This window comes from Stenotrophomonas nematodicola, assembly GCF_009467805.1.
In the GTDB taxonomy this organism is placed as follows: domain Bacteria; phylum Pseudomonadota; class Gammaproteobacteria; order Xanthomonadales; family Xanthomonadaceae; genus Stenotrophomonas; species Stenotrophomonas nematodicola.
In genome coordinates, this window is sequence record NZ_WIAY01000002.1 from 533,295 (window position 1) to 558,914 (window position 25,620).

The following is a 25,620-nucleotide window of genomic DNA, read 5'->3' on the forward strand; positions in this document are numbered from 1 at the left end:
TCAGCGCCCGCGACGTCCGAAACGCACGGCGTCCAGCAGCACGAACACCAGCGGCCACAGCCCCATGCCCAGCAGCGGTGCCCACCAGTACGACCACGGCAGGGTCGGCTCGCCCACCACGATGTGCACGACCGCGCTGACGATGCGGTCGTTGAACAGCAGCCCGCCGATGGCCAGCATCTGCTGGGACATCGGGAAGAAACGGATCCGCGCGCGGAAGCGCTGCAGGATGAAGGTCAGCATGACCAGGCGCAGCGACTGCTCGCCCAGCACCCCGCCGTACAGCAGGTCGGCCACCACGCCGCTGGCGAACGCGATACCCAGGCCGACCCGGTCGGGCGCCTCGATCACCCAGTAGGCGAGCACCAGCGCCAGCCAGTAGGGCCGCAGCGGCTGCAGCAGCGCCGGCAGCGGCAGCAGGCCCAGCAGCAGGGCCAGCACCAGGCTGACCGGCAGCACCCAGGGTTTGTCGCGCAGGCGGCTCATCGCTGTTCCTCCGGCGGCGTTGCGTCCGTTTCGCGGGGCGCGACGGCCGGCGATGCCGGGGCCGGGGCCGGGGCTGGGACAGAGGGCTGCGGTTGCCGGCCAGCGGCCGGCACGGCCGGGGTGGCGGCCGGCGGGGCCGAGGCCGGGACGGTGGCCGGTGCGGCCGCCGGGCCGCCGGCGGCTTCGGAGAGCGGCAGGTTCGGCGGAACGTGGATGGCAGCACCGGGCCTGAGCAGCAGCACGTCGCGGCCACGGTCGAGCTGGGCGGCCGGTTTGAGTTCGCCGACCAGGAAGGCATGGGTGTCGTCCGGGCGCAGCGCGGTAATGCTGCCCACCGGGAAACCGGCCGGGAACCGACCGCCGAGGCCCGAGGTGACGATCTCGTCGCCTACTTCGACACCGGCGCTGAGCGGGATGTCGCGCAGTTCCAGCGTATCGCCACGCCCGTAGACGATCAGGCGCACGCCATTGCGCGCGACGGTGACCGGCACGGCGTGGTCAGGATCGGTCAGCAGCAGCACCGTGGCGCTGTTGCCGGTGGTGGCGATCACCTGTCCCATCAGGCCCCCCGCGTCGATCACCGCCTGGCCCACGTGCACCCCGTCGCGGGTGCCTGCGGCCAGCACCAGGCGCTGGCGCACCGGATCCAGGTCGATGTCCAGAATCGGCGCCAGCTGCACGTCCAGGCCGCTTCGCTCGGCCACGTTCAGCAGCTCGCGCAGCTGGGCGTTGTCCAGCGCGGCGGTCTGCAGGCGGGTCAGGCGCGCATTGGCGATCAGCAGCTGGTTGCGCAGTTCGCGGTTCTCGGCCACCAGTTGGCCGTGGCTGGCCGCGTTGTCCTTGACCTGGGTGCCAAGCCTGCCCGGCAATCCGGCCAGGGCCCACACCGGCTGCACCAGCACATTGGCCTGCGCGCGCAGGCGCGCCAGCCAGCCGGCCTGGTCGTCGAGCACGATCAGGACAATGGCCAGGGCCAGGTAGGCAAGCAGCCGCAGGGGGCTGCTGGCATCACCCTGGCGGGAGGCTACGGGAGGACCGGCATAGGGCGGCACGACAGGCTTCGACTGGAAAAGGTGTTGGGGATGCGACAACGCCCCAGCGCTGCGATGCCCGGCGTGGCGCGCACGCCACCGGCATCACGCCGCAGGGGCGCGTCCTTGGAACAGGGCCGGTACGGCTTACTCCGGCGCAAAGAACTCGTTGCCGTGCATGTCCACCAGCTCCAGCGCACGGCCGCCACCCCGGGCCACGCAGGTCAGCGGGTCGTCGGCCACCTGCACGTGCAGGCCAGTTTCCTCGGAGATCAGACGGTCCAGGTCGCGCAGCAGGGCGCCACCACCGGTCAGCACGATGCCGCGCTCGGCGACGTCGGCGCACAGTTCCGGCGGGGTCTGCTCCAGCGCCAGCTTGACCGCGCTGACGATGCCCGAGAGCGGCTCGTGCAGGGCTTCGAGCACCTCGTTGGAGCTGATCTTGATCATCTTCGGCACACCCTCGGCGAGGTTGCGCCCGGAGATCTCCATTTCGATCACTTCGGCCTGCGGGTAGGCGCAGCCCAGCTCGACCTTGATGCGCTCGGCGGTGGCTTCACCGATCAGCATGCCGTGGTTGCGGCGCACGTAGTTGGTGATCGACTCGTCGAAACGGTCGCCGCCGATGCGCACCGACGCCGAATAGACGATGCCGTTCAGCGAGATCACGGCCACCTCGGTGGTGCCGCCGCCGATGTCGATGACCATCGAACCGCGCGCCTCGGTCACCGGCATGCCGGCACCGATCGCGGCGGCCATCGGCTCCTCGATCAGGAACACGTCGCGCGCCCCGGCCTCTTCAGCCGATTCCTTGATCGCGCGGCGCTCGACCTGGGTCGAACCGGCCGGGACACAGACCAGCACGCGCGGGCTCGGGCGCAGGAAGCGCGACTTGTGCACTTTCTTGATGAAGTGCTTGAGCATCGCCTCGGTGTAGGTGAAGTCGGCGATGACGCCGTCCTTCATCGGGCGGATGGTGGTGATATGGCCCGGGGTACGGCCCAGCATCTGCTTGGCCTCGGCGCCGACCGCGGCAACCGAACGGGTGCCACCGATGGCGCGGTCCTGGCGCACGGCCACGACCGACGGCTCGTTCAGCACGATCCCCTGCCCACGTACGTAAATGAGGGTGTTGGCCGTGCCCAGGTCGATGGACAGGTCATTGGAGAACATGCCACGCAGTTTCTTGAACATCTGGGAGTTGATCCTGAGGGGTGTCGCGCCCAACGCGGGATGGCGAAAAAATGGGCAGAATTCGAGGCCGACAAGCCTAGCAATCCCCCTGTGCGCGAGCAAGGACAAATCTGGTGCAAAGCCAGCCTTCACGGCCATTCAGCCCAATCCGGACAGCCCGGGTTCTGGCCCTGTGGCGTCTCACCCGTTAACCTTTGCGCCGCAGGGCGCCCGAGGGCGCCGTTTCGTTGCCCGCCCGACGGGCCTCAACACCCTTTCCGCATAGGCCTTAATCGATGTCCGCTTTGATCTGTGGTTCTCTTGCCTTCGACACCATCATGGTGTTCCCGGACCAGTTCAAGAATCACATCCTGCCGGACAAGGTCCACATCCTGAACGTGTCGTTCCTGGTCCCGCGCATGCGCCGCGAGTTCGGCGGCTGCGCCGGCAACATCGCCTACAACCTGCACCTGCTGGGCGGCGAGCCGATCCCGATGGGCACCGTGGGCTCGGACTTCGGCCCCTACCGCGAATATTTCCAGGGCCTGGGCATCGACCTGAGCCGGGTCAAGGTGATCGACGAGCTGTTCACCCCGCAGGCGTTCATCACCACCGACCACGACAACAACCAGATCACCGCCTTCCACCCGGGCGCGATGATGCGGTCCTACGAGAACCACGTGAAGGACGTGCCGGGCGTGACCCTGGGCCTGGTCGGCCCGGACGGCCGCGAAGGCATGATCCAGAATTCGCAGGAATTCTTCGACGGTGGCGTTCCGTTCATCTTCGACCCGGGCCAGGCCATGCCGCTGTTCAACGGCCCTGAACTGCGCACGTTCATCGAGCAGGCCGACTACGTGGTGGTCAACGACTACGAGTCCAACCTGCTGCAGGAGCGCACCGGCTGGGATGAAAAGCAGATCGTGAGCCGGGTCAAGGCCTACATCACCACCCGCGGCCCGAAGGGTGCGGTCATCCACACCCCGGAGAAGACCTACGACATCCCGCCGGCGCACGAGCGCCGCGTGGTCGACCCGACCGGTTGTGGCGACGCCTTCCGCGCCGGCCTGATCTACGGCATCGAGAAGGGCTACGACTGGCTGACCATCGGCCGCATGGGCAACCTGATGGGCGCGCTGAAGGTCGAACACCCGGGCACGCAGAACCAGCGTTTCACCTTCGATGAGTTCAACGAGCAGTTCAAGCAGCAGTTCGGCTACGCGCTGAACGCGTAACGGCAGACGCCGCATCCGCCCGATGGCCGTGCGCTGCGCGGCACCGGGTGGAGCGGCCATCGCACCGACGGCAGCCGGGTAAACCCCGGCTCTACGGGCGTTGCCAGGTTTCCAGTACCTGGCGGCAATCGGCCAGGTGCCAGCAGGCCATGCCTGGCCACGGGTTGTCGGGGGCATTGACCAGCAGGGTGCGGGTGCCCGCCGCGCGACCGCATTCGAGGTCGAAGCGGTAGTCACCCACCATCACCACCTGCGCGGGGTCCACCTGCCACCGCCGCACGAAGTGCAGCAGTCCGGCCGGCGACGGCTTCGGCTCGGCCTCGTCGCGGCCGATGATGTCGTCCACACCGAACGCGTCGCCCAGCCCGATCGCCTGCAGCGTCACCTCGGCCAGCGCGCGCGCATTGCGGGTCAGGATGCCGAGCCGGCAGCCCTGTGACTGCAGCGCACGCACCAGTGCCACCGCGCCCGGGGCGGGCTGCGCGACCTCGGCCAGCGCCCGCTCGTGCTCCAGCAGCCAGGCATGCCGGGCGGTGGCCTGCTCGGCCGGCAGCCCGGCCAGGTGGACCAGGATGTCCTCCTCGATCGGAATGCCCAGCGCGCGCTTGATCCGGTCGAAGTCGTGCATCGCCACGGTCAGAGTGCCGTCCATATCGAACACCCAATGGCGGATCGCCGACAGGGGCGCCGCTACCGGCCGCGTGGCATCGCCCACGGTCACTCCCACCATTTGGGCATGCGGGCGGTATCCAGCCCGCCGGTTTCGAACACCGCCGTGCGGGTGCCGCCGGCCTTGACCGGGAACTCGATGCTGATCACCTTGGCCTTGCGCGCCAGCTTCCACAGCGCCTTCTGATCGGTGATGAACATCGCAATGGCCTCGTCGGTCCGCGGGCGCCAGGCCGCCATCGCGATCGGCTTGCCGCCGTCCACGCTGACCTGCACCTTGCATTGCGGGCAGCGGAAGTCGCCGGCCTGCAGCACCAGGTAGGCATGCCGTTCCCACTTGGGGTGGTCGCGGAACACCAGCTGCACCGTCTTGGCGCCGCTGCCGTCCACGTCCACGCGCTCCTTGCTGTAGATCTGCGCCGAGAACTGCGTGCCCTTGCCCACCGGAATCTGGTTGTACTGCCACAGGGCCTGCATGCGGCGCAGCTCGCGCGCGGCCTCGGCCTTGGCCTTCACCTCGGCATAGCCCGGTTCGATCCGTGCCGCCACGTCGGTGTCCTTGTACTGGTCCAGCAGCGATCCGCCGTGGATGCGTGCCCGCTCCCAGTCCTGCGCGGCCACCGCCATGTCGTACTGCTTGGCCACGCCTTCGGCCTTCGCTTCCTGCTGCGCCTTGGCAGCGGCAGCGGCGGCGGCCTGTGCCTTGCGCTCTTCTTCGGGATTGCTGCAGGCAGCCAGGGCCAGCGTGCAGGTCGCGATGAGGATCAGTCGTTTCATTGCAGACGTCCGGTTCGGGAGTTTTCCCCGAGTTTACCGAGGTTGCGCCCACCGCTGCCGAACAAACGAAAACGACGGGTTTCCCCGTCGTTTTCAGGCATTGCATCGCGTGACGCCGATGGGCCGACCTCGCCGGCCGGCCATCGGGATTACTTGCCTGCCTTGTCCAGCATGTCCTGCACCGAGGCGGTGGTGATCGGGTGGTAGCCCGGCTTGGCCTTCTCGAAGGCGGCCTTGGCCAGCACCAGGCCTTCGGGGGTCTTCACCAGTTCGGCGTAGATCGGCAGGATCAGCTTGCGACGGCCGACGCGCTCGATGAACGCTGCGGCGGCCTCATTGGCCTCGGCATACCCGCTGCGGATCGCCAGCGGGTACCAGCGCATGGCGATTTCGCCATTGGCCGTGCCGGTGAAGTGGTAGGCCTTGTCCAGCGCGGCCAGCTTTTCCACCGGCAGGGTCTTGCCCAGGCCGTCGATGAAGTGGACCCATTCCTGGGTACCCCACTCGCCGGTGATCTGCTGGGTCGGCAGCGTGCCACTGCCATCCCAGGCAATGCGCGCGGTGTCGACGATGGAGAAGTTGCGCGAGCGGGCCTTGGTCGCGAACGACGGGATGCCCGGCTCGTCCAGCCACGCCTTCAGTTCGGCGTCGGTGACGGCGCCCGGCTTCTTCGGCAGCAGGTTCTTCTTCAGGTACGCAACGAACTGGTCCGTGTTCGCACTCTGGAAGGCATGGTCATCGAACCAGCCACGCAGGAACGGATCGAAGGTTTCGCGGCCGAAGCGCTGCTCCAGGAACTGCAGGAACCACGAGCCCTTGACGTAGGCCACGTTGCTCAGCGCTTCGTCCGGATCGCGTTCGGTCAGCGGCGGCAGCGCCAGCGCCTGGTCGGCCGGACTCATGTCCTTGACCTCGGCGAGCAGGTCGTTCTGGTCGATCTCACGCTCCATTTCGGCCATTTCCTGGCCATACAGCGCTTCGGTGATGCGGCCCTGCACGTAGGTGGTGAAACCTTCATTGAGCCAGATGTCCTTCCAGCTCGCATTGGTCACCAGGTTGCCGGACCAGCTGTGCGCCAGCTCATGGGCCACCAGCGACACCAGCGACTTGTCGCCCACGATCACCGTCGGGGTGGCGAAGGTCAGACGCGGGTTCTCCATGCCGCCGAACGGGAACGACGGCGGCAGCACGAGCATGTCGTAGCGGCCCCAACGGTACTCGCCGTACAGCTTCTCGGCGGCACCGATCATCTTCTCGGTGTCCTCGAACTCCTTGACCGCCTTGCCGACCATCGTCGGTTCGGCCCAGACGCCGGAGCGGCCGGAAATCGGCTCGAACACCAGGTCACCGGCGGCGATGGCCAGCAGGTAGGACGGGATCGGCTGCGGCATCTTGAAGGTGTAGTCACCGTCACGCGCGGCCTTGGGATCGTTGTCGGCGCTCATCAGCACCATCACGTCCGGGCGCGACACCACGTGCGCGGTGTAGGTGAAACGCACGCTCGGGGTGTCCTGCAGCGGCACCCACGAACGCGCGTGGATGGCCTGCGACTGGCTGAACATGAAGGGCAGCTGCTTGCCCTCGGTCATCGACGGCTCCAACCACTGCAGGCCCGAGGCGGTCGGCGCGGTGTGGTAGGTGATCTGCACCTTGGCCGGCTGCTCCGGCGCCTCGATGCTCAGCTTGCTGCCGAACACCTTGTCTGCCGGCGCCAGCACGAAGGCCAGCGGCGACGCCTTGCCGTCGGCACCCAGCGCCTCGACCTTTTCCACGGTCAGCTCGCGGGTATCCAGCACCAGCTGCTTGGCCGCCTTGTCTTTCCACTCCAGGGTGTAGGTGGCGGTGCCGCCAATCTGCCTGCTGTCGAAATCCAGCGTCAGATCCAGCGCCAGGTCCTTGATGACGACCTTGTCCGGCTCGGCGTAGGAGCTTTCGTCGTGGCTGCGGTTGTCGGCTTTCACGGCGGTGGCGCTCGGCGTCTGGGCGGCGGGGTCGGCGGTGGGCGCGGCAGGCTCTTTGGAACAGCCGGCGGCGAGCGCGACGGCCAGGGGAATCAGCAGGAACGGAGATCGCATGTACGGGACCGATCGGGGTGAAACCACCAGTTTACCCCCCACCTCCCCTATTCAGTCGCCCTCGCAGAGCAGCCGTGCTCCGCCTGCGTACTTGGCCCGGTACATTGCTGCATCGGCGCGCCGGTACAGCTCGCGCAGATCCTCGCCCGGCCGGTAGGCCGCTCCGCCCGCGCTGGCCCGCAGCGGCATCGCCGCGCCCTCGGCCGCCAGCCCGGCCAGCCACTGCCGCAGCCGTCCGCATGCCGCCTCGTGCTGGCCCTGCACCGCCAGCAGGAACTCGTCGCCGCCCCAGCGGCCGATACCTCGCCGGGCTGCAACCAGGCCCGCGCCGAGTCCACCAGCCGCACCAGCACCTGGTCGCCGGCCAGGTGGCCGTGCGCATCGTTGATCGGCTTGAGGTTGTCCAGATCGACCACGAACAGCGTCAACGGCTGCCTCCGCGACTGCGCCAACCGCGCCGCATCGGCCAGCGCCTGCTCGCAGCCGCGGCGGTTGAAGGCAAGGGTCAGCGGGTCCAGCAGCACGTTGCGGCGAAGATCGCGCAGGCCGGCATCGACGCCGTGCAGGTTGCGGTTGATGCTGCGCAGGAGGCGACCGATCTCATCGTGGCCCAGGTCGGGCAGGTGCGGCAGGCGCTGCTCGTCGTAGTAGGCCTCCAGCGCGTCCGCTGCCTGGCGCAGCGGCGCCATCAGCCGGTACAGCGCCAGCATCGCCATCGCCGTACCGACCACGGTGGCGCCCAGCACCACCCCCACCACCGGCCACAGGGTGGCGTGCGCGTCGTGGCCGCTGACGGCCATCCACAGCAGCAGCACCAGCAATGGCACGTGTACGCCAACGAACACCACCGCCATCAGCTTGGCGCTGAACGAACGGCGGAACACGCGGGTCAGCCCGCGGTAAAGACGCATGGCAGGCCCTCTCCGACAGCCTGCCCGCAGTGTCGCCGAGCTCCCTCAGCGGGAACCGGAACTGGGTCTCAAACCTTGTAGCCGGAGTGGATCGAGACGATGCCGCCGGTCAGGTTCTTGTAGTGGCAGCGTGCGAAACCCGCCTCGCCCATCATGGTCTTGAGCTGTTCCTGCGGCGGGTGCTTGCGGATGCTCTCGGCCAGGTACTGGTAGCTGTCGCCGTCGCGCGCGAACAGCTGGCCCAGCTTGGGCAGGATCTTGAACGAGTGGAAGTCGTAGATCGGCTTGAACCAGTCGGCAGTGACCTCGGAGAACTCCAGCACCCGCGCCTGACCGCCGACCTTGAGCACGCGGTACATCTCGCGCAGGCCGGCGTCCTTGTCGGTCACGTTGCGCAGCCCGAAGGCGATGGTGACCAGATCGAAGCTGGCATCCGGGAACGGCAGCGCCTCGGCGTTGCACTGGACGTACTGCAGGCCCGACACCAGGCCCCGGTTGGTCAGCCGGTCGCGGCCCACCGAGAGCATGCCGGCGTTGATGTCGCCGAGCACCACTTCACCGTCCTCACCCACGCGCTCCTTGATCAGCGCGGCGATGTCGCCGGTGCCCCCGGCCAGGTCGAGCACCCGGTCGCCCGGTTTCACCTGCGCGGTGGCCACGTAGTAGCGCTTCCAGGCCCGGTGGATGCCCAGGCTCATCAGGTCGTTCATCAGGTCGTAGCTGCGCGCGACCGAGGTGAACACTTCGCCCACCAGCTTCTGCTTGTCCTTGGCGGCGACATCGCGGAAGCCGAAATGGGTGGTACCGGTCTTGTAGGGGGATTCGCTCATGGCCCCGATTATCGCACCGCTGGCCACGCTGCGGCACCCACCGCCTATCATGGCCACTCCTGTTTACCGGACCGACCATGATCACCACCCCCGACTACGCCGCCCTGCTCGAAACCGCCATCGCCGAAGCCCGCCAGGGCCTGGCCGAAGGCGGCATCCCGATCGGCGCGGCCCTGTACCACAACGACGGCCGCCTGCTCGGCTGCGGCCACAACCGACGGGTGCAGGAAGGCGACCCCTCGGTTCACGGCGAAACCGACGCGTTCCGCAAGGCCGGCCGCCAGCGCCGCTACCAGGACACCATCATGGTTACCACCCTGGCCCCCTGCTGGTACTGCAGCGGCCTGGTGCGCCAGTTCAACATCGGCACCGTGGTGGTGGGCGAATCGGTCACCTTCCAGGGCGGCATCGAGTGGCTGCGCGAGAATGGCGTGAAGGTGATCGACATGCAGAGCCAGACCTGCATCGACCTGCTCGGCGGATTCATCTCGGCCCATCCCGAGGTCTGGAACGAAGACATCGGCGAGTAACAGCGTCCGATCCACGGCGCGCTGCGGCATTCGGGCGCGCCCGTGCTCCGTCGGCGCCCCGCCGCGGAACGGCGTTATGAACGCTTCAGTTGCCGGCGGCGGGGCAAACGCGTTGTGCCAGCAGCGTCTGCGCGGCAGAACGCGACACGGTGCGCACATGTGCCGCACCCCCTGAACACGCGGCAGTAACAAATGGGCATCGTTGACCGCCTATGGTGGATGCACAGGGGGCTGCATCGTCGAGGAGACGCCATGAACGCCCGAGTATCCCGCACCGCCGCCGTCGAACCGGACATGACACTCGCCTGGGAACAACTGCAGGCGTCCTACACCCGCCACCGCAACTCCGCGCCCTTCTGGAGTGCCTACCAGGCCATCCAGAACGAGCTGATGCTTTCCCACCCCAAGCGCTGCATCGACGTATGCAACCAGCTCGCCACGCTGGCCGAGCGCCTTGGCGTCGTTGCCCACGCGCAACTGCTCGGCAGCGCGTGCCCTGAATCTTTCAGCGATGGCCGCCACACCGGCTCGACATCGCCATGACGTCGCATGCACCCGGTATTACGCACTCTTGACTCCCTCCTTCCATATCGACGCAACCATGTCATCCGCCTCGCTTTCCATCCCCGCCGTGATCGACGTCGACGCCGAAGTCGGCCATTGGCGTCAGCGCCACGCCGACGGCACGCTGGGCTCCGGTTCCTTCGGGCACTACGTACCGTGGATCAAATTCGCCTGCGATTCGTTGATCACCCAGCCCCGGGCCAGCGACGAACAGCGCGACGAATCCTTCCAGACCCACTACGCACTGCAGATCATGCCGCGCCTTAGCGAAGACCAGGCCCGCGACTTCGTCGAGCAGTGCTGGGAACACGTCTACCGTGCAGGTCGCCAGGACCTGGCCTCGCGACCGCGCCTGGGCGCGCGCGCCTGATCCACGTCGCGCGAACACGTCGCGTGCGCTGCACGCCGCCTGCACAGCGCGCCTGGCCATGATGGGGCACCGCAACCACCCTGCCGTGCCGCATGACACTCCGACGCGTGTTCAACCTGGTCGCCAAAAAGGCGGCCTATGCCGCAGGAACGCCGTGGACGTTCCTCGGCGCGCTGGCCATTGTGGTGATCTGGGGCGCCAGCGGCCCGATCTTCAAGTTCAACGACACCTGGCAGCTGGTGATCAACACCGGCACCACGATCATCACCTTCCTGATGGTGTTCCTGATCCAGCACAGCCAGAACGCGGACACCGCCGCGATCCAGATCAAGCTCGATGAGCTGATCCGCGCCAACGCCGAGGCGAACAACGAACTTCTCGATCTGGAAGAACTGGACGAGGAACGGCTGGAAGAGATCCGCCGCGAATACGAGCGCATGGCGCGCGAAGCCGGCGATGCGCTGGAGCGCGTGCGCGCATCCGGCCATCCGATGCGGCGGGACGACGAGGCGGTGTAACCGCCCCGTCGTACCGGCGTGCTCAGCCGCGCTCGTGCCAGCCGCCGCCCAGCACCTTGTACAGCGCCACCTGATTGGACTGCTGCGCCAGCTGCGTGGTGACCAGCGACTGGCGCGCACTGTAGGCGGTGCGGCGCGCATCGAGCAGGGTCAGGAAGCTGTCCAGGCCGGCATCGTAGCGGGCCTGCGACAGCTGCTGCGCCTGATCGGCCGCTGCCACCAGTGCCTGCTGGGACTGCAGCTGCTCGGCCAGGCTGCGGTTCAACGCCAGTCCGTCGGCTGCCTCGCGGAAGCCGGACTGGATGGCCTTTTCATACTGCGCCAACGCGATATCGCGATCGGCAGTGGCCATGCCCAGGTTCGCGCGCAGCTTGCCCCCCTGGAAGATCGGCAGGTTCAGCTTCGGAATGAAGCTCCACACACGCGTACCACTGTCGAACAGGCCGGACAGTTCCGACGAGGCCGAACCGACACTGCCGGTCAGGCTGATCGACGGGAAGAACGCCGCGCGCGCCGCGCCGATGTTGGCATTGGCCGACATCAACGTGTGCTCGGCGGCCATCACATCCGGGCGCCGCAGCAGCACATCACCCGGTACGCCGGCCGGCAGCGGCTGCACGGCCGCGACCTCGGTGATTTCACCCTGCGGCAGCAGTGCCTCGTCGATCGGACCGCCTGCGAGCAGCACCAGCGCATTGCGGTCCTGCGCGACCTGTCCTCCGAAGCGCGCGACATCGGTGCGGGCGGTTTCCACCAGCGTGCGGGTCTGGCTCAGCTCCAGCGCCGAGGCACCGCCCAGACGGTGCCGCGCTTCGGTCAGGCGCAGCGAGTCTTCATAGGTGGCCAGCGTGGCCTGGGCGATGCGCAGCTGCTCGGCATCGGCGCCGAGTGTCAGCCAGGCATTGGCAACCTCGGCCACCAGCGACAACTGCGCGCTGCGGCGGTTGGCCGCCTCGGCGAAATACTGCTGCAGCGCCGCTTGGCTGAGATTGCGCACGCGGCCGAACAGATCCAGCTCGAACTCGACCACGCCCAGATTGGCGCTGAACTGCTCGGTCACCGGCGCGTCGCCGCCGCTGCGGGTCATCTGGCCCTGGGCGGCGATCGCCGGCACGCGGTCGGCGCGCTGGATGCGGTACTGCGCACGGGCGCGCTCGACGTTGAGCACGGCCACGCGCAGGTCGCGGTTGTTGTCCAGCGACTGGCCGATCACCGCCTGCAGGCGCGGGTCGACGAAGAAGTCGCGCCAGCCGATATCGGCGACCGGGGTGGCCGACGCATCGGCCACCGTGCTGACGGGCCACTGCGCGGGAATCGCAGGGGCGACCTCGGTGCTCCGTGGTTCAAGGGTGGCACAGCCGGCAAGCGAGAGCGCAACTGCGACGGAGAGAATCAAAGAAGCGTGTTTCATAACGATTTCCCGGGTAGTGCCGGCCGACGGCCGGCGCCAAGCAGAGCATGGATCGAGCGCATCAGGCATCGCCGGTCCTGCGCGTTTTGCGGTTGAACACGCGCTGCACCACCACGAAGAACAGCGGGATGAAGAACACGCCCAGCAGCGTGCCTACCACCATGCCGCCGAGCACGCCGGTACCGATCGCACGCTGCGCGCCGGAACCGGCACCGGAGGCGATCGCCAGCGGCAGCACGCCCAGGCCGAAGGCCAGCGAGGTCATGATGATCGGGCGCAGACGGTCGCGCACGGCATGCATGGTGGCTTCGATCAACCCGGCGCCCTTCTCAAGGTTCTCCTTGGCGAACTCCACGATCAGGATCGCGTTCTTGCTGGTCAGGCCAACGGTGGTCAGCATCGCGACCTGGAAGTAGATGTCGCGTTCCATGCCGCGCATGGTATTGGCCAGCACGGCACCGAGAATGCCCAGCGGCGCCACCAGCAGCACCGAGGTCGGCACGCTCCAGCTCTCGTACAGCGCGGCCAGGCACAGGAACACGATCAGCAGCGACAGCGTGTACAGCAGCGGCGTCTGCGAACCGGCCTGGCGTTCCTGGTAGGACAACGCGGTCCACTCGATCTCGAAGCCCGGCGGCAGGTCCTTGGCGATGCGCTCGATCTCGGCCATTGCATCGCCCGAGGCCACGCCCGGGGCGGGTTCGCCCTGGATCTCCATCGCCGATACGCCGTTGTAGCGTTCCAGGCGCGGCGAACCGTAGTCCCAGCGCTTGGTTGCGAAGGCACTGAACGGCACCATCTCGCCCTTGGCGTTCTTCACCGACCAGACGTTGAAGTCGTCCGGATTCATGCGGAAGTCCGCATCGGACTGCACGTACACGCGCTTGACCCGGCCACGGTCGATGAAGTCGTCGATGTAGCTGCTGCCCCACGCGGTGGCCAGCGTGTTGTTGATCGAGGCCACCGACAGGCCCAGCGCGTTGGCCTTCTCCACATCCACGTCGATGCGCAGCTGCGGGGTGTCTTCCTGCCCGTTCGGGCGCACGTTGGCCAGCAGCTTGCTCTCACCGGCACCGCCCAGCAGCTGGTTGCGCGCGTTGAGCAGGGCCTCGTGGCCCTGGCCGCTGTTGTCCTTCAGGAAGAAGGTGTAGCCCGAGCCGATGCCCAGCTCCGGCATCGCCGGCGGCGGGAAGGCGAAGATGAAGGCGTCCTTGATCTGGCCCAGCGCGCCCATCGCGCGGCCGGTGATCGGGCCGACGCCCTGGTCGGCATTCCGGTCCTTCCAGTCCTTGAGCTTGATGAAGGCCATGCCCGCGTTCTGGCCCATGCCGGCGAAGCTGAAGCCCTGCACCATGAACACCGATTCGACCGCCTCGGACTCGTTCTTCAGGAAGTGGTCTTCCAGCTTGTACATCGCCTCCAGGGTGCGCTCCTGGGTGGCGCCGACCGGGGTCTGCACCAGCGCCATCAAGATGCCCTGGTCTTCGTTGGGCAGGAACGAGCTGGGCAGGCGCGCGAACAGCAGGCCCATCACCACCGCCAGCGCGGCGAAGATGGACATGAAGCGCCACGGCCGCGCCAGGATGCCCTTGACGCCACGCTGGTAGGTTTCGCTGGAACGGTCGAAGCCACGGTTGAAGCCGTTGAAGAACCGACCGGCCAGGCCACGGTGCGCCACGTGGTGCTCGCCCTTCTTCAGCGGCTTGAGCATGGTGGCGCACAGCGCCGGGGTCAGCACGATGGCGACCAGCACCGACAGCGCCATCGCCGAGACGATCGTCGCCGAGAACTGCCGGTAGATCACGCCCGTGGAGCCGCTCATGAAGGCCATCGGCACGAACACCGCCGACAGCACCAGGCCGATGCCGACCAGCGCGCCGGTGATCTGGCCCATCGACTTGCGGGTGGCCTCCAGCGGTGACAGGCCCTCTTCGGACATGATGCGCTCGACGTTCTCCACCACCACGATGGCGTCATCGACCAGCAGGCCGATCGCCAGCACCATCGCGAACATGGTGAGCATGTTGATCGAGAAGCCCAGCGCGGCCAGGATGCCGAACGTACCCAGCAGCACCACCGGCACGGCGATGGTGGGGATCAGGGTGGCACGGAAGTTCTGCAGGAACAGATACATCACCACGAATACCAGCACGATCGCTTCGATAAGGGTCTTGATCACGCCCTTGATCGAGACCTGTACGAACGGCGTGGTGTCGTAGGGCACCACCGATTCCAGGCCCGCCGGGAAGTTGGCCTTCATGTCCTCCAGCGCCGCGCGGACGCCGTTGGCGGTGTCCAGCGCGTTGGCGCCGGTGGCCAGGGTGATGGCGATACCGGTAGAGGGCTTTCCGTTGTAGCGGGTGACGAAGTCGTAGCTTTCCGCACCGAGTTCGACCCGGGCCACATCGCCCAGGCGCAGCTCGCTGCCGTCGGTGCCACCGCGGACCAGGATGTTGCGGAACTGCTCCGGGGTCTGCAGGCGGTCCTGCGCGTTGATGGTGGCGTTGAGCTGCTGGCCCTTCACCGAGGGCGCACCGCCAAGCTGGCCGATGGCCACCTGTGCGTTCTGCGCGGTGATCGCCGCAGTGACTTCATCCACCGACAGCTTGTAGGTGTGCAGCTTGTTGGGGTCCAGCCAGATGCGCATGGCGTACTTGCCGCCGAACACCTGGATGTTGCCCACGCCCGGCACGCGGCTGAGCGGATCGACGACATTGGAGCCGACGTAGTCGGAGATGTCGTTGGCATCCATGCTGCCGTCGTTGGACACAAAGCCGATCACCTGCAGGAAGCCGCTGCTCGACTTGGCCACGTTGATGCCCTGCCGCTGCACTTCCTGCGGCAGCAGCGGCATGGCCAGCTGCAGCTTGTTCTGCACCTGCACCTGCGCGATGTCCGGGTTGGTCCCGCTCTCGAAGGTCAGGGTGATGGTCGCCTGGCCGTTGGCCGAGCTGTTGGACGAGAAGTAGATCAGGCCATCGATGCCTTTCATGTTCTGTTCGATGATCTGGGTCACCGAGTCCTCGACCACCTTGGCCGATGCACCCGGGTAGGTGGCGCTGATCTCGACGGCCGGCGGTGCCACTTCCGGGTACATCGAGACCGGCAGCTTCACCACGGCCAGCGCACCGGCAAGCATGATGATGATCGCGATCACCCATGCAAAGATGGGGCGATCAATGAAATAACGTGCCATTGGATTCTCCGCTTACTGCTTGTCGGCCGGAGCCGCCGGCGCAGCGGCCGGCTTGGCCGGCGCAGCGCCCATCTCGGTGGCCTGCACGGGCATGCCCGGCTGGATCTTCTGCAGCCCTTCGACAATGACCTTGTCGCCGGCCTTCAGGCCGTCCTCGACCAGCCACTTGCTGCCGACCGCACGGCTGACCTTGACCGGCCGCACTTCGACCTTGTTGTCCTTGCCGACCACCATCGCGGTGGTATCGCCCTTGGGATCGCGCGCCACGCCCTGCATCGGCACCAGCAGGCCGTTCTCGCGCACGCCGCTGCCGACCTGCGCACGCACGTACATGCCCGGCATCAGGATCTGGTCGGGGTTGTCGACCTTGACCCGCATCGCGTAGCTGCCGGTGGTGGGATCGACGCTGACTTCGGAGAATTCCAGCGTGCCCTTGTGGGCGAACTCGGTGCCGTCATCGAGCAGGATGGTCACCGGCAGGCTCTGGTTGTCCTGCAGGCGGCCGGTGGCCAGTTCGCGACGCATCTGAAGCAGTTCGCTGGCCGACTGGGTCAGGTCGACGTAGATCGGGTCGAGCTGCTGCACGGTGGCCAGCGCCTCGGCCTGGCCGGCGCTGACCAGCGCGCCTTGGGTGACCGAGGACTTGCCGATGCGGCCGCTGATCGGCGCGGTGATGCGCGCATAGCCGAGGGTGACATTGGCCGCATCCAGCGCGGCGCGGGCGGCGCCGACGTCGGCCTCGGCCTGCTTCAGCGCCGCGATCGCATTTTCGTTGTCCTGGGTGCTGACCGCATCGACCTTGGCCAGCTCGGCAATGCGCCGCGCGCTCAGGCGGGCCGCATTGGCGGTGGCTTCGGCGCGGGCCAGCTGGGCGCGGGCGCTGTTGGCCTGGGCGCGGTAGCTGGCGTCGTCGATCTGGTACAGCGCCTGCCCGGCGTTGACCAGCCCACCTTCGGTGAACAGGCGCTTGGCCACGATGCCGCTGACCTGCGGGCGCACTTCGGCCACCAGGAAGGCAGTGGTGCGGCCCGGCAGTTCACGGGTCAGCCCGACCTGCTCGGCCTTCAGGGTGGCCACGGTGACCTGGCCGGGACCGCCCTGCGGCCCCTCCGGGGCACCGCCGCCGCAGGCGGACACGGTCAGGGCGATCGCGAGGGACAGCGCGAGGAAGCGATAGGGGGATCGGGACATGGCAGCGTGGGCTCACAGGTACGAATAAGGGGCACCCCGCCACGAACTCCACCAATAAAGCAGCGAATCACGGCCAACAGGGCGACAAATGCAGACAAAACCTGGCTGAGTGCCTGCCGGCGCAAGGCAGGCGGTGCTTGGCGAGGATCAGTGGGGCGCAAATATACATACATGCAGGTTTGTTTGTAAAGCGGTACAATTCAGGCCGGTTTCATCCAGCACCTGCGTAGCGCAATGGCCAGAAAAACCAAAGAAGAGGCGCAGGCCACCCGCGAAGGCATCCTTGATGCCGCCCAGGCCTGTTTCCATGAATACGGGGTCGCCGGCACCAGCCTGGCGATGATCGGCGCGCGGGCGGGCTTTACCCGCGGTGCGGTGTACTGGCACTTCAAGAACAAGACCGAAGTACTGACGGCCATGATCGACCGCGAGCGCATCCCGTTCATCGAACGCCTGCGCCGCACGACCTCCTCCAAGCGCTCCACACCCGTACTGGACCTGCGCTCGGCGCTGCTGGTGTCCTTCCAGGAACTGGCCGACGACGAACGCCTGCGCAACATGATGGAGATCATGCTGCGCAACGATCTGTCGGTGGAGAGCCAGGCAATGCAGCAGCTGCAGCTGGAGGCCTCGCGCGAGGAGCTGGCCATCTTCGCGGCCGCCTTCCAGCGCGCACGCGACCTCGGGCAGCTGCGTGACGGCGTGGACGTGGACACGGTGGCCCGCATCGTCAGCACCAGCCTGACCGGCGTGCTGTACAGCGCGATGCTGGAACCGGAGCTGTTCGAGATCAAACGCGACGGGGCGGAGACCCTGGACGCGATCCTCAGCGCGTTCGTGAAGCCGGGTGTGTTCACCCCGGGTGCCGCGCCGACGGCGCTGCCGACCGACGACGAGGCGTAGTGCCGGCCGCTGGCCGGCTCCTCGGATTGCATGGGTTCCCTGGGTGCCGGCTCCGCCGGGCGGCCTCATGCAGTCAGGCGGACAGCCGGTGGGCATCGGTTCCGTGGGTTTGGCCGTCCGGGGCGGGTTTGCGGGACACCCCGTGAATCCGTCCCTGGAGGCTCGTCAAACACACCCCTGATCTAGACGGTCCCACAAACCCGCCCCGGCCGGCCTTCGGCAGGTGGCCGATGACCACCGAAGATCAAAGGCACCGCATTGCAGCGGTAGCGGATGCTGGCGTAGTTGTGCCAAACAGCGTTCTCAGTCTGCTGCACATCGGTTTGCTGCTACTGAGCTTCATGTTCCAGGCGAGCTTGGAGGAAGTCATCTTCCGCGGCTGGATGCTGTCGGCGGTGGCGCGCAAGACCAATGTCGCGGTGGCCGTGCTGCTGGTGTCGCTCGTTTTCTGCTTCCTGCATTTCAGTCCGCACCAGCCGCCCCTGGTCATACTCAGCACGTTCCTGTTCTCGCTGCTCGCCTGCGCCTGGACGTTGCGGACCGGTAGTATCTGGGGCGTGATGGGCTGGCACACGGGGTGGAACTGGTTGCTCGCGACCGGCTTCGAACTGCCCGTCACCGGCATCGATGCGCACTTGCCGGCGCTGCTGGTGGCGCTGCGCCCGCAAGGCCTCGACACCCTGACCGGTGGCGCGCAAGGGCCGGAAGGCAGTTACCTGTGCAGCGTCTTCTTCGCTGCCGCGATCGCGTGCATCCAGTGGCGAAAGACGCGCGGGGCTCAGAACTTCTCGCCGACCAACAGGTAACGTCACTGCCCGGGCGGCATGTGTCCACTCTGGGCGCTCGTCTCCAGGCCTGCGCCGGATGGGTTCAACATCCGCACCCCGTCATCGCTGGACATTGTGTCGATCCATGCTCACTGGGAGCATAGAACCCGGGGAGAGATTGCCAGTGCGTTGGGCCTGGATTTGAACGCTGTGCGCTCCCCACCGTTCTCCGACATGCGCCGTATGCGAAACAGTCTTCTACACGCGTGTGGCTGGGCGGAGAGCTCCAAGCACTTTGACGTCCTGCAATGGTTCAACAAAGGCGATGTGGTCGTGCTGAACCCTGACCGCTTCCGCGAAAGCATGGATCGCCCAAGGGGCTTTCCAGATGCTTTCCATACTCCCGGATTCGATCCGCTCCCGGGCCTCAAGCGGTAACACTCGGAAGTACCGCGCTGTAGTTGTGAAGGCCTCTCACGACACTTCCCTCTACTGCACAGGACAGGTCGAGCGCGCACGTGCCTCGATTATGCTTGTGCATTCAGATGGTGATCCTCCACAGCTGTCAGCGTGCAACAGCTTTCCATCTTCGCGCAAAAGTACGTAGTAGACACGCGTGCGCACACGCTCTCCAGTGCCGATGTCATATCCACTTACGGCCGAAACAACTCGAGCGCTGCAGTTCAGCTTTGAAAGCGGCGAAAGGCGGCCCTCGGCCACTCCAGCTATCGCCGACATGTATTCAGCAGCTAAAGAACTGTCTGGTTGATCGTTGATGGATTTCTCCGAAACGGCCTCCCCGCTTCCGCATCCCTGCATCAAGCCGCCAATCAACGTGAGCGCCAACGCGCGGTATGCCACTACGTTCATTTTACATGGCACGCGGCGCGTGCTGCATCAATCATCATCTTGCTGCATTCCTGCAGGCCAAGTGCGCAAGTCCCAGACGACAAATAGCGCCCCCCAGAATCGGTCAGCGCGTAGAATACTCTCCACGCTCTTGTGCTCGGCTTCGGAAACTCTACCTGTACAGTTATCAGCTGTAGTTCAATGGCTGGTCCTTCAGGGACGCTATCCTTTGCCAATGCACCTTGCACATTAACTTCGTAGTGCTGTGCGAGACTGCTATGGGATTCGTGGTTGATCACGGAATAGTTGCAGCCTTGCGGGCTGCTGCATGACGTTGCGCTCAAAGCTGCAACGACAACCACAGTGATGCCTGAAATTCGTAGCGAGTTGTGCGCGGTCACGTTTGGTGCTCCTGCCATCACTTTCAGGAGAATTGTCGATCCAATCGTTTTGCGTCCAGCCTTCCTTCCGCTCGGAACACGCCCTTGAAGTCGCTGAGCTTAAGCTTCTGTGTAGTGTCGTTGCGAGTGATTCCATTTTCACCGGAAGCTCGAAGCCTAGTGCCCGAGCGATTCGCCATGACGTGATCGTCAGTGTAGCCGTCCTTGTAGGTTGCTGCCCTGAGAAGTGGCCGGGGGCGGCAGTGCCACATTGACCGTGGCAAACCCCGACCAAGCCCCACAATTGACGAAGTTGCAAGCCTGCACCCGGTAGGCATAGCTGCCATTGCCTCGGCTGACCCCGACCGACGTGCGGCCATCAGACAACAGCGTGACCCAGCCCGCACCGTTGGCGCTTTCCTGCAGGGTGTAGCGGGTCGCGCCGGCGACGGGGTTCCAGCCAATGCCGATGCTGCCCGGACCCACACGGGTGGGGGCACTTGGACTGGGGGCGGCCGTCAGCGGGTATGTCACGGCGGTGGTGGCGGTGGCGCTGTAGCCGGTGCAGCCGGCCGAACTGCTGACCGGCGCGCGGTAGTCGAGCTACGGGTACGTTGTTGGCTCGTGCTCCCCGAGCGAATATTGGAGTACTGGATCAGAGTCGCGTGGCTGCCGTTTGTGCCCGGTCTGCAATCGACCCCGATCAAGACACCTACCTCGAGGCCGCGGATTCGTCAGTTCCAAATCCTCGCCCATCTACAGACCAGTACACCTCGGAGATAGGCTGGTTGATGAACCTGAACATCACGAGCCCACGTTCAGGGCTGTAGAAGTACTCGGTCCCATGACGTGAAATCACGAAGGTGTGGATCTCGTCGCCGAGTATGCGCAACGTGCGCTCGCCCTCTAGCTTGAAAATGAGATCCCCATCTCCACATTCCCATTCCTTCGCGCGCATCTCCGGATCGGTCGGTGCGCAGAAGCTCATCCGCGTTGTCTTGAAGCACCGGCTGCGATTGGCAGGGCACGCTTCAATTTCGGTCACTGTTGCAGGGTAAACAAGCGTCTTCTTGTCCAGATCAATTGTGATCGCGGAGGTTTCGAAGGATAGATCTGAGACGCTTTCATAGCGATACTGTCCTGCGTCCCCACCATACTGTGGAAGAGCGGACTGGGCGTTAGCCACCGCGAAGAGGGTTGCGAGCACTGTAGGAAATGTCATCTTTCAATCCTGGGCTTGACCAGCAGTTCTTTGCCTTTGGAAAGTATCTCTACGGCACGATCACTTGCCATGTTCTCGGCACCTGCGGCGGAGTCCATCCTAAGGTCTTCTGCGTTTCCATGACCAGCGAATTCATGGACGCCAAATGCGGCCTTGGCAGTGTCTCCGCCCTGGGCAACCAAGCCACCGTTCATTTTCAGTTCGCCCGGTGACTCTAGAGCCTGAATCATATTGCTTAGCGTAGTCTGAACTTGATCCACTTTACCGTCTACGAGTCTAGCTGTCGTTTCACCTGCGGCACCCGTGGATGGAGCTGCGGCGGCCGTAGTGTCTATTTTTACCTTCCAGTTCTTCAGATTTGCAATTTCAGCGGGGCTTCCGCCTGCTCTTACGCCTCGCGCTGTGAGATTGCTGGGCTAGTTTGGGCGCGCAGCGGCTGGGCGGTGTTGCCGTCGAACTCGGTACGCGACTGCTCGATGCCGTTGACGATGCCGCGGGCGGTCTGCCCGCGCACCCACAGCTGCGCATTGTCGTAGTACTCCGTGCTGCTGCTGCGGCTGAAGCCGGCGTTGTTGGATTCCACCACGGCGACTTCGCGGATGGACGCATCAAACGTCTGCACCTGACGGGTGAACAACACGCCGTCCTGCTGCACGGTGGTGCTCTGTACCGGGCGATTGAGGTGCTCGCCCAGTTCGGTGGCTCCATACTTCAGGTTGCGGCCGGCGGCCTGCGGGAACGGCGCGCTGGGCAACTGCGCGTTGGGGTAGTAGCTGTTCCGGTCCACGCGAACCACGTTGCCGCCGCTGGTGGTGGTAGTGCCCAGCAGCAGGCCGTCGTTGTAGGCGACTTCCTTGCCGAACTCGTAGGTCTTGATCACGCCATCGGGTAAGGGTTCGATCGTTATCTTGGGTTCCGACTGACCTGCAGGAATCATGGGCCACCCTTGCTGAGTCAGGTTCCGGTCGTATTCCCACCCCAGGTTGGTGTACTGGTATGTCCATTGCGCGGTGGGCATGCCCGGGCCACTGATGGTCTTGGTGACCAGCGACATGGCATCCCGGTAGATGGGCGTCATGTTCCAGCCGTCGGCGATCAGCTGCTCATCGCCGGAGGTAATGAAACGTGAGAGGCGCGCCAATGGGTTGGAGTTGCCAAATTTGGCAAAATGGCAAACCGGGAGCGCGACGCGCGGTTTCCCTGCACCGATGTCAGAGTTTTCTGATCGCCGTGGCGCATGGTGCGCAGCGCATGGATCCGCCGAGACGGGTCGCATGAAGGGCACGGGGCGATTCCGTGGATGCCGGACGAACGTAGGTAGCGTCGGTCGCGCGACGACTGCCGATTACCCCAATCGCCCGTTCAACGCATGGCCCCCAATCGAATACGCCGTTGACCTTGCCCCCGCAAACCCGCACCGTCCCGCCAAAGCCGAGCCAACGAAAAAAAGGCGGCACCGAAGTGCCGCCCTTTCAATTCATGCCACCCTCCCCTTACAGGATGTAGCGGCTCAGATCCGGATCCTGCACCAGCTCGCCAAGATGGGCGTCCACGTAGGCGTGGTCGATGCTGATCGTCTCGCCGTCGCGGTCCGGGGCCTCGTAGCTGAGCGAATCGAGCAGTCGCTCGAGCACCGTGTGGAGGCGGCGGGCACCGATGTTTTCCTGCCGCTCGTTGACCTGGAACGCGATCTCGGCCAAGCGGTCGACCGCATCGGCGGTGAACGCCACCGACACGCCCTCGGTGAGCAGCAGCGCTTCGTACTGCTTGGTCAGCGCGGCCTTCGGCTCGGTGAGGATGCGCACGAAATCATTCTTGCTGAGCGCGCCCAGTTCCACCCGGATCGGGAAGCGGCCCTGCAGCTCGGGGATCAGGTCGCTGGGCTTGGCCAGGTGGAACGCACCGGAGGCGATGAACAGGATGTGGTCGGTCTTGACCGTGCCGTACTTGGTGGACACGTTGGAGCCTTCCACCAGCGGCAGCAGGTCGCGCTGCACGCCTTCGCGCGACACGTCGCCACCGGACGCACCGGCTTCGCCGCGCTTGGCGACTTTGTCGATCTCGTCGATGAACACGATGCCGTGCTGCTCGCACGCTTCGATCGCCGCGCTGCGGATGTCGTCTTCGTTGACCAGCTTGCCGGCCTCTTCCTCGATCAGCAGCGGGCGCGCGGCCTTGATGCTCAGCGTGCGCTTCTGCGCCTTGGCGCCGCCCATGCTGGAGAACATCTGGCGCAGCTGCTGGCCCATTTCCTCCATGCCCGGCGGGGTCATGATGTCCACGCCAACATTGGCCGAGACTTCCAGCTCGATCTCGCGCTCGTCCAGTTCGCCATTGCGCAGCATGCGGCGGAACTTGATCCGCGTTTCATTGTCCTGCGCGGACGGCTCATTGCGTGCGGCCTCGGCATCGAAGCCGATACCGGTGCTGCGGCGCGGCAGCAGCGCATCGAGGATGCGGTCCTCGGCGCGCTCTTCGGCCTGATTGCGCACGCGCACCTTGGCCTGCTCGCGATACAGCTTGACCGCCGTGTCGGCGAGGTCGCGGATGATCTGCTCCACATCCTTGCCGACGTAGCCGACCTCGGTGAAGCGGGTCGCTTCGACCTTTACGAACGGCGCATTGGCCAGCGTGGCCAGGCGGCGCGCGATTTCGGTCTTGCCGACGCCGGTCGGGCCGATCATCAGGATGTTCTTGGGCATGACTTCGTTGCGCAGCTCGGCCGGCAACTGCATCCGGCGCCAGCGGTTGCGCAGCGCGATGGCGACCGCGCGCTTGGCATCATGCTGGCCGACGATGTGCCGATCCAGTTCCTGCACGATCTCGCGCGGGGTCATGGTGGCGGAAGAAACTTCAATCTTGTGCGGCATGGGTGTGCTCACGAGTGAATGTGGTTGATCGAGATTGCCGGCCAGCGGCCGGCACTACGCCATGTATCGGGTCGGCGCCGTGGCAGTGCCGGCCGCTGGCCGGCGCTCCGTTACAGCTCTTCAACCACCACATTGCGATTGGTGTAGATACAGATGTCGCCGGCGATGTTGATCGATTCGGTGGCGATGGTGCGGGCGTCCAGTTCGGTGTGCGCCAGCAGCGCGCGCGCGGCCGACAACGCGTAGGAGCCGCCCGAGCCGATGGCGATGATGCCGTCCTCCGGCTCGATCACGTCACCGGTGCCGCTGATGATCAGCGAGGTGTCCTTGTCGGCTACCGCGAGCAGGGCCTCCAGCTTGCCAAGGCGGCGCTCGGTGCGCCAATCCTTGGCCAGCTCGACGGCGGCGCGCTGCAGCTGCCCGTGTTTTTCCAGCTTGGCTTCGAACAGCTCGAACAGGGTGAAGGCATCGGCGGCGGCACCGGCGAAACCGGCCAGTACCTGGCCCTCACGGCCCAGACGGCGCACCTTGCGGGCGTTGCCCTTCATCACCGTGTGGCCGAGCGTGACCTGGCCATCGCCGGCGACGGCGACGTGACCGTTGCGGCGCACCGAAATGATGGTGGTGGCGTGAAAAACGTTGGGGTTCTGACTGGGGTCCATGTGGCCTCCGGGGTGACAGAGACTGAGGTGGGGTCGTTGCCCCGGGCTTCAAGCCACCCTGCCCTGCGCCCCGCTGACGCACCGGATCGATTCAGCTTTCGTTGCTGCTTCGCCGCCGTTTCGCGCGCGGGTGGGCCGCGTCATAGACCTTGGCCAGGTGCTGGAAATCCAGATGGGTGTAGATCTGCGTCGTGGCGATATCGGCATGGCCAAGCAGCTCCTGCACGCCGCGCAGGTCACCGGACGATTCCAGAATGTGGCTGGCAAAGCTGTGCCGCAGCATGTGCGGATGCACGTGCTTGAACAGGCCTTGGCGCTGGGCGAGCTGGCGGATGCGGATCTGCACCGCACGCTGGGTGATCGGACCGCCGTTGCGCCCCGGAAACACCGGTGCGTCGGCAGCGCCACCACATTCGGCGTGCCACGCCTGCAGGGCAGCGCGTGCGTGCGAACCGAACGGGACGCGTCGCTGGCGGTTGCCCTTGCCCAGCACGTTGACCAGGCCGGTCGCGAAATCCAGGTCGCGCCAGATCAGCGCGCACAGCTCGCTCAGGCGCAGGCCCGAGGAATAGAACAATTCCAGCAGTGCGCGATCGCGCATGCCGAGGGGCGCATCGGTCGGCAGTTCGACCAGACGCACCGCTTCGTCGGCGTCCAGCACCTGTGGCAGTTTGCGTGGCGCCTTGGGCGCCTTCAGGGTGGCGGCAGGGCTGACCTCGATGCGACGGTGCCGCAGCAGCCAGCCATAGAAACTGCGGCAAGCCGACAGCCGGCGCTGCAGTGAGGTCGGCGACAGGCCGCGACGGTGCTCGGCAGCGATGAACTGGCGCAGCTGCTCGCTGTCCAGGGTCTCGATCGCCGCGCCCTGCGCCTGCGCCCATGCCGATACCGCCTCCAGGTCACGGCGGTAGGCATCCAGCGTGTGCGCCGACATGCGGCGCTCCACCTGCAGGTGGGCGAGAAACGCGGCGACGGCGGTCATGGGCACGGCGCCGTGGCG

General features: G+C 66.0%; 24 protein-coding genes and 1 pseudogene. 8 read left to right on the plus strand and 17 right to left on the minus strand.

Annotated elements, in window-relative coordinates; translation table 11 throughout:
- The 3 genes from mreD to GDJ08_RS09885 all read right to left on the minus strand — a co-directional run bounded on the left by mreD (position 1) and on the right by GDJ08_RS09885 (position 2,711).
- Complete coding sequence (gene mreD / locus GDJ08_RS09875) at positions 1–486, minus strand: rod shape-determining protein MreD (protein ID WP_136005149.1); 486 nt, start codon at positions 484–486, stop codon at positions 1–3.
- Positions 483–1,538 (minus strand): rod shape-determining protein MreC, encoded by a 1,056-nt coding sequence (mreC, locus tag GDJ08_RS09880; RefSeq protein WP_153164790.1) that lies wholly within the window; start codon positions 1,536–1,538, stop codon positions 483–485. Before mreC ends, mreD begins: the two co-directional genes overlap by 4 nt.
- Before the next feature lie 126 nt (positions 1,539–1,664).
- Positions 1,665–2,711 (minus strand): rod shape-determining protein, encoded by a 1,047-nt coding sequence (locus tag GDJ08_RS09885; RefSeq protein ID WP_017355500.1) that lies wholly within the window; start codon positions 2,709–2,711, stop codon positions 1,665–1,667.
- Between the two features lie 275 nt (positions 2,712–2,986).
- On the opposite strand from GDJ08_RS09885, the gene GDJ08_RS09890 reads away from it, so the two are divergent.
- The gene (locus GDJ08_RS09890; RefSeq protein ID WP_017355499.1) at positions 2,987–3,925 is read left to right on the plus strand and encodes a carbohydrate kinase family protein; all 939 of its coding nucleotides are present in this window, start codon (positions 2,987–2,989) and stop codon (positions 3,923–3,925) included.
- A gap of 91 nt (positions 3,926–4,016) precedes the next feature.
- Here the strand turns inward: GDJ08_RS09890 and GDJ08_RS09895 are convergent, their stop codons facing one another.
- The 5 genes and pseudogenes from GDJ08_RS09895 to ubiE all read right to left on the minus strand — a co-directional run bounded on the left by GDJ08_RS09895 (position 4,017) and on the right by ubiE (position 9,187).
- A complete protein-coding gene (locus GDJ08_RS09895; RefSeq protein WP_136005154.1) occupies positions 4,017–4,655 on the minus strand; it encodes an HAD family hydrolase in 639 nt (212 codons plus the stop codon).
- The gene (locus tag GDJ08_RS09900; RefSeq protein WP_153164791.1) at positions 4,643–5,371 is read right to left on the minus strand and encodes a hypothetical protein; all 729 of its coding nucleotides are present in this window, start codon (positions 5,369–5,371) and stop codon (positions 4,643–4,645) included. The genes GDJ08_RS09895 and GDJ08_RS09900 overlap by 13 nt, the downstream gene beginning before the upstream one ends.
- 149 nt (positions 5,372–5,520) lie before the next feature.
- A complete protein-coding gene (locus GDJ08_RS09905) occupies positions 5,521–7,446 on the minus strand; it encodes a M1 family metallopeptidase (protein ID WP_165699787.1) in 1,926 nt (641 codons plus the stop codon).
- Positions 7,447–7,497: 51 nt separating this feature from the next.
- Positions 7,498–8,357 (minus strand): annotated as a pseudogene (locus GDJ08_RS09910) (GGDEF domain-containing protein).
- 68 nt (positions 8,358–8,425) lie between these two features.
- Positions 8,426–9,187, minus strand: coding sequence for a bifunctional demethylmenaquinone methyltransferase/2-methoxy-6-polyprenyl-1,4-benzoquinol methylase UbiE (gene ubiE, locus GDJ08_RS09915; protein ID WP_017356645.1), 762 nt, complete (start codon positions 9,185–9,187; stop codon positions 8,426–8,428).
- A 77-nt stretch (positions 9,188–9,264) separates the two neighbouring features.
- On the opposite strand from ubiE, the gene GDJ08_RS09920 reads away from it, so the two are divergent.
- The 4 genes from GDJ08_RS09920 (at position 9,265) to GDJ08_RS09935 (ending at position 11,169) form a co-directional block, all read left to right on the plus strand.
- The gene (locus GDJ08_RS09920; protein WP_017356646.1) at positions 9,265–9,717 is read left to right on the plus strand and encodes a nucleoside deaminase; all 453 of its coding nucleotides are present in this window, start codon (positions 9,265–9,267) and stop codon (positions 9,715–9,717) included.
- A gap of 252 nt (positions 9,718–9,969) precedes the next feature.
- On the plus strand, positions 9,970–10,260 hold the full coding sequence (locus GDJ08_RS09925; RefSeq protein WP_153164793.1) for a hypothetical protein: 291 nt from the start codon (positions 9,970–9,972) through the stop codon (positions 10,258–10,260).
- A 58-nt stretch (positions 10,261–10,318) separates the two neighbouring features.
- Positions 10,319–10,651 carry a hypothetical protein gene (locus GDJ08_RS09930; protein ID WP_017356648.1) on the plus strand — a complete coding sequence of 111 codons (333 nt, stop codon included), beginning with the start codon at positions 10,319–10,321 and terminating at the stop codon, positions 10,649–10,651.
- A 92-nt stretch (positions 10,652–10,743) separates the two neighbouring features.
- A complete protein-coding gene (locus tag GDJ08_RS09935) occupies positions 10,744–11,169 on the plus strand; it encodes a low affinity iron permease family protein (RefSeq protein WP_017356649.1) in 426 nt (141 codons plus the stop codon).
- 22 nt (positions 11,170–11,191) lie between these two features.
- Here GDJ08_RS09935 and GDJ08_RS09940 read toward each other — a convergent pair whose 3' ends face one another.
- The 3 genes from GDJ08_RS09940 to smeD all read right to left on the minus strand — a co-directional run bounded on the left by GDJ08_RS09940 (position 11,192) and on the right by smeD (position 16,967).
- Positions 11,192–12,580 carry an efflux transporter outer membrane subunit gene (locus GDJ08_RS09940; RefSeq protein WP_153164794.1) on the minus strand — a complete coding sequence of 463 codons (1,389 nt, stop codon included), beginning with the start codon at positions 12,578–12,580 and terminating at the stop codon, positions 11,192–11,194.
- A gap of 61 nt (positions 12,581–12,641) precedes the next feature.
- A complete protein-coding gene (gene smeE, locus GDJ08_RS09945; protein ID WP_017356651.1) occupies positions 12,642–15,776 on the minus strand; it encodes a multidrug efflux RND transporter permease subunit SmeE in 3,135 nt (1,044 codons plus the stop codon).
- 12 nt (positions 15,777–15,788) lie between these two features.
- Positions 15,789–16,967, minus strand: coding sequence for a multidrug efflux RND transporter periplasmic adaptor subunit SmeD (smeD, locus tag GDJ08_RS09950; protein WP_017356652.1), 1,179 nt, complete (start codon positions 16,965–16,967; stop codon positions 15,789–15,791).
- 234 nt (positions 16,968–17,201) lie between these two features.
- Here smeD and GDJ08_RS09955 point away from each other — a divergent pair, with 234 nt between their 5' ends.
- Both GDJ08_RS09955 and GDJ08_RS09960 read left to right on the plus strand, forming a co-directional pair.
- A complete protein-coding gene (locus GDJ08_RS09955) occupies positions 17,202–17,870 on the plus strand; it encodes a TetR family transcriptional regulator (protein WP_017356653.1) in 669 nt (222 codons plus the stop codon).
- 230 nt (positions 17,871–18,100) lie between these two features.
- Complete coding sequence (locus GDJ08_RS09960) at positions 18,101–18,676, plus strand: CPBP family intramembrane glutamic endopeptidase (RefSeq protein ID WP_229296486.1); 576 nt, start codon at positions 18,101–18,103, stop codon at positions 18,674–18,676.
- Between the two features lie 827 nt (positions 18,677–19,503).
- Here the strand turns inward: GDJ08_RS09960 and GDJ08_RS09965 are convergent.
- Positions 19,504–19,887 (minus strand): hypothetical protein, encoded by a 384-nt coding sequence (locus tag GDJ08_RS09965; RefSeq protein WP_153164795.1) that lies wholly within the window; start codon positions 19,885–19,887, stop codon positions 19,504–19,506.
- Between the two features lie 691 nt (positions 19,888–20,578).
- Entirely contained in the window at positions 20,579–21,088 is a 510-nt protein-coding gene (locus tag GDJ08_RS09970) for a hypothetical protein (protein ID WP_153164796.1), read from the minus strand.
- Here GDJ08_RS09970 and GDJ08_RS09975 point away from each other — a divergent pair.
- Positions 21,082–21,300: a hypothetical protein gene (locus GDJ08_RS09975; RefSeq protein ID WP_017356656.1), complete on the plus strand. Its 219-nt coding sequence runs from the start codon at positions 21,082–21,084 to the stop codon at positions 21,298–21,300. The two genes, GDJ08_RS09970 and GDJ08_RS09975, sit on opposite strands and share 7 nt — an antisense overlap.
- A gap of 176 nt (positions 21,301–21,476) precedes the next feature.
- On the opposite strand, the gene GDJ08_RS09980 is transcribed toward GDJ08_RS09975, so the two are convergent.
- From GDJ08_RS09980 to xerC, 4 genes are all read right to left on the minus strand, one after another.
- Entirely contained in the window at positions 21,477–22,229 is a 753-nt protein-coding gene (locus GDJ08_RS09980) for a hypothetical protein (RefSeq protein WP_229296487.1), read from the minus strand.
- Positions 22,230–22,581: 352 nt separating this feature from the next.
- The gene (hslU, locus tag GDJ08_RS09985) at positions 22,582–23,958 is read right to left on the minus strand and encodes an ATP-dependent protease ATPase subunit HslU (protein WP_136005180.1); all 1,377 of its coding nucleotides are present in this window, start codon (positions 23,956–23,958) and stop codon (positions 22,582–22,584) included.
- A gap of 110 nt (positions 23,959–24,068) precedes the next feature.
- Positions 24,069–24,620, minus strand: coding sequence for an ATP-dependent protease subunit HslV (gene hslV / locus GDJ08_RS09990; RefSeq protein ID WP_017356659.1), 552 nt, complete (start codon positions 24,618–24,620; stop codon positions 24,069–24,071).
- 91 nt (positions 24,621–24,711) lie between these two features.
- A complete protein-coding gene (xerC, locus tag GDJ08_RS09995) occupies positions 24,712–25,602 on the minus strand; it encodes a tyrosine recombinase XerC (RefSeq protein WP_136005182.1) in 891 nt (296 codons plus the stop codon).
- Positions 25,603–25,620 lie beyond the last annotated feature (18 nt).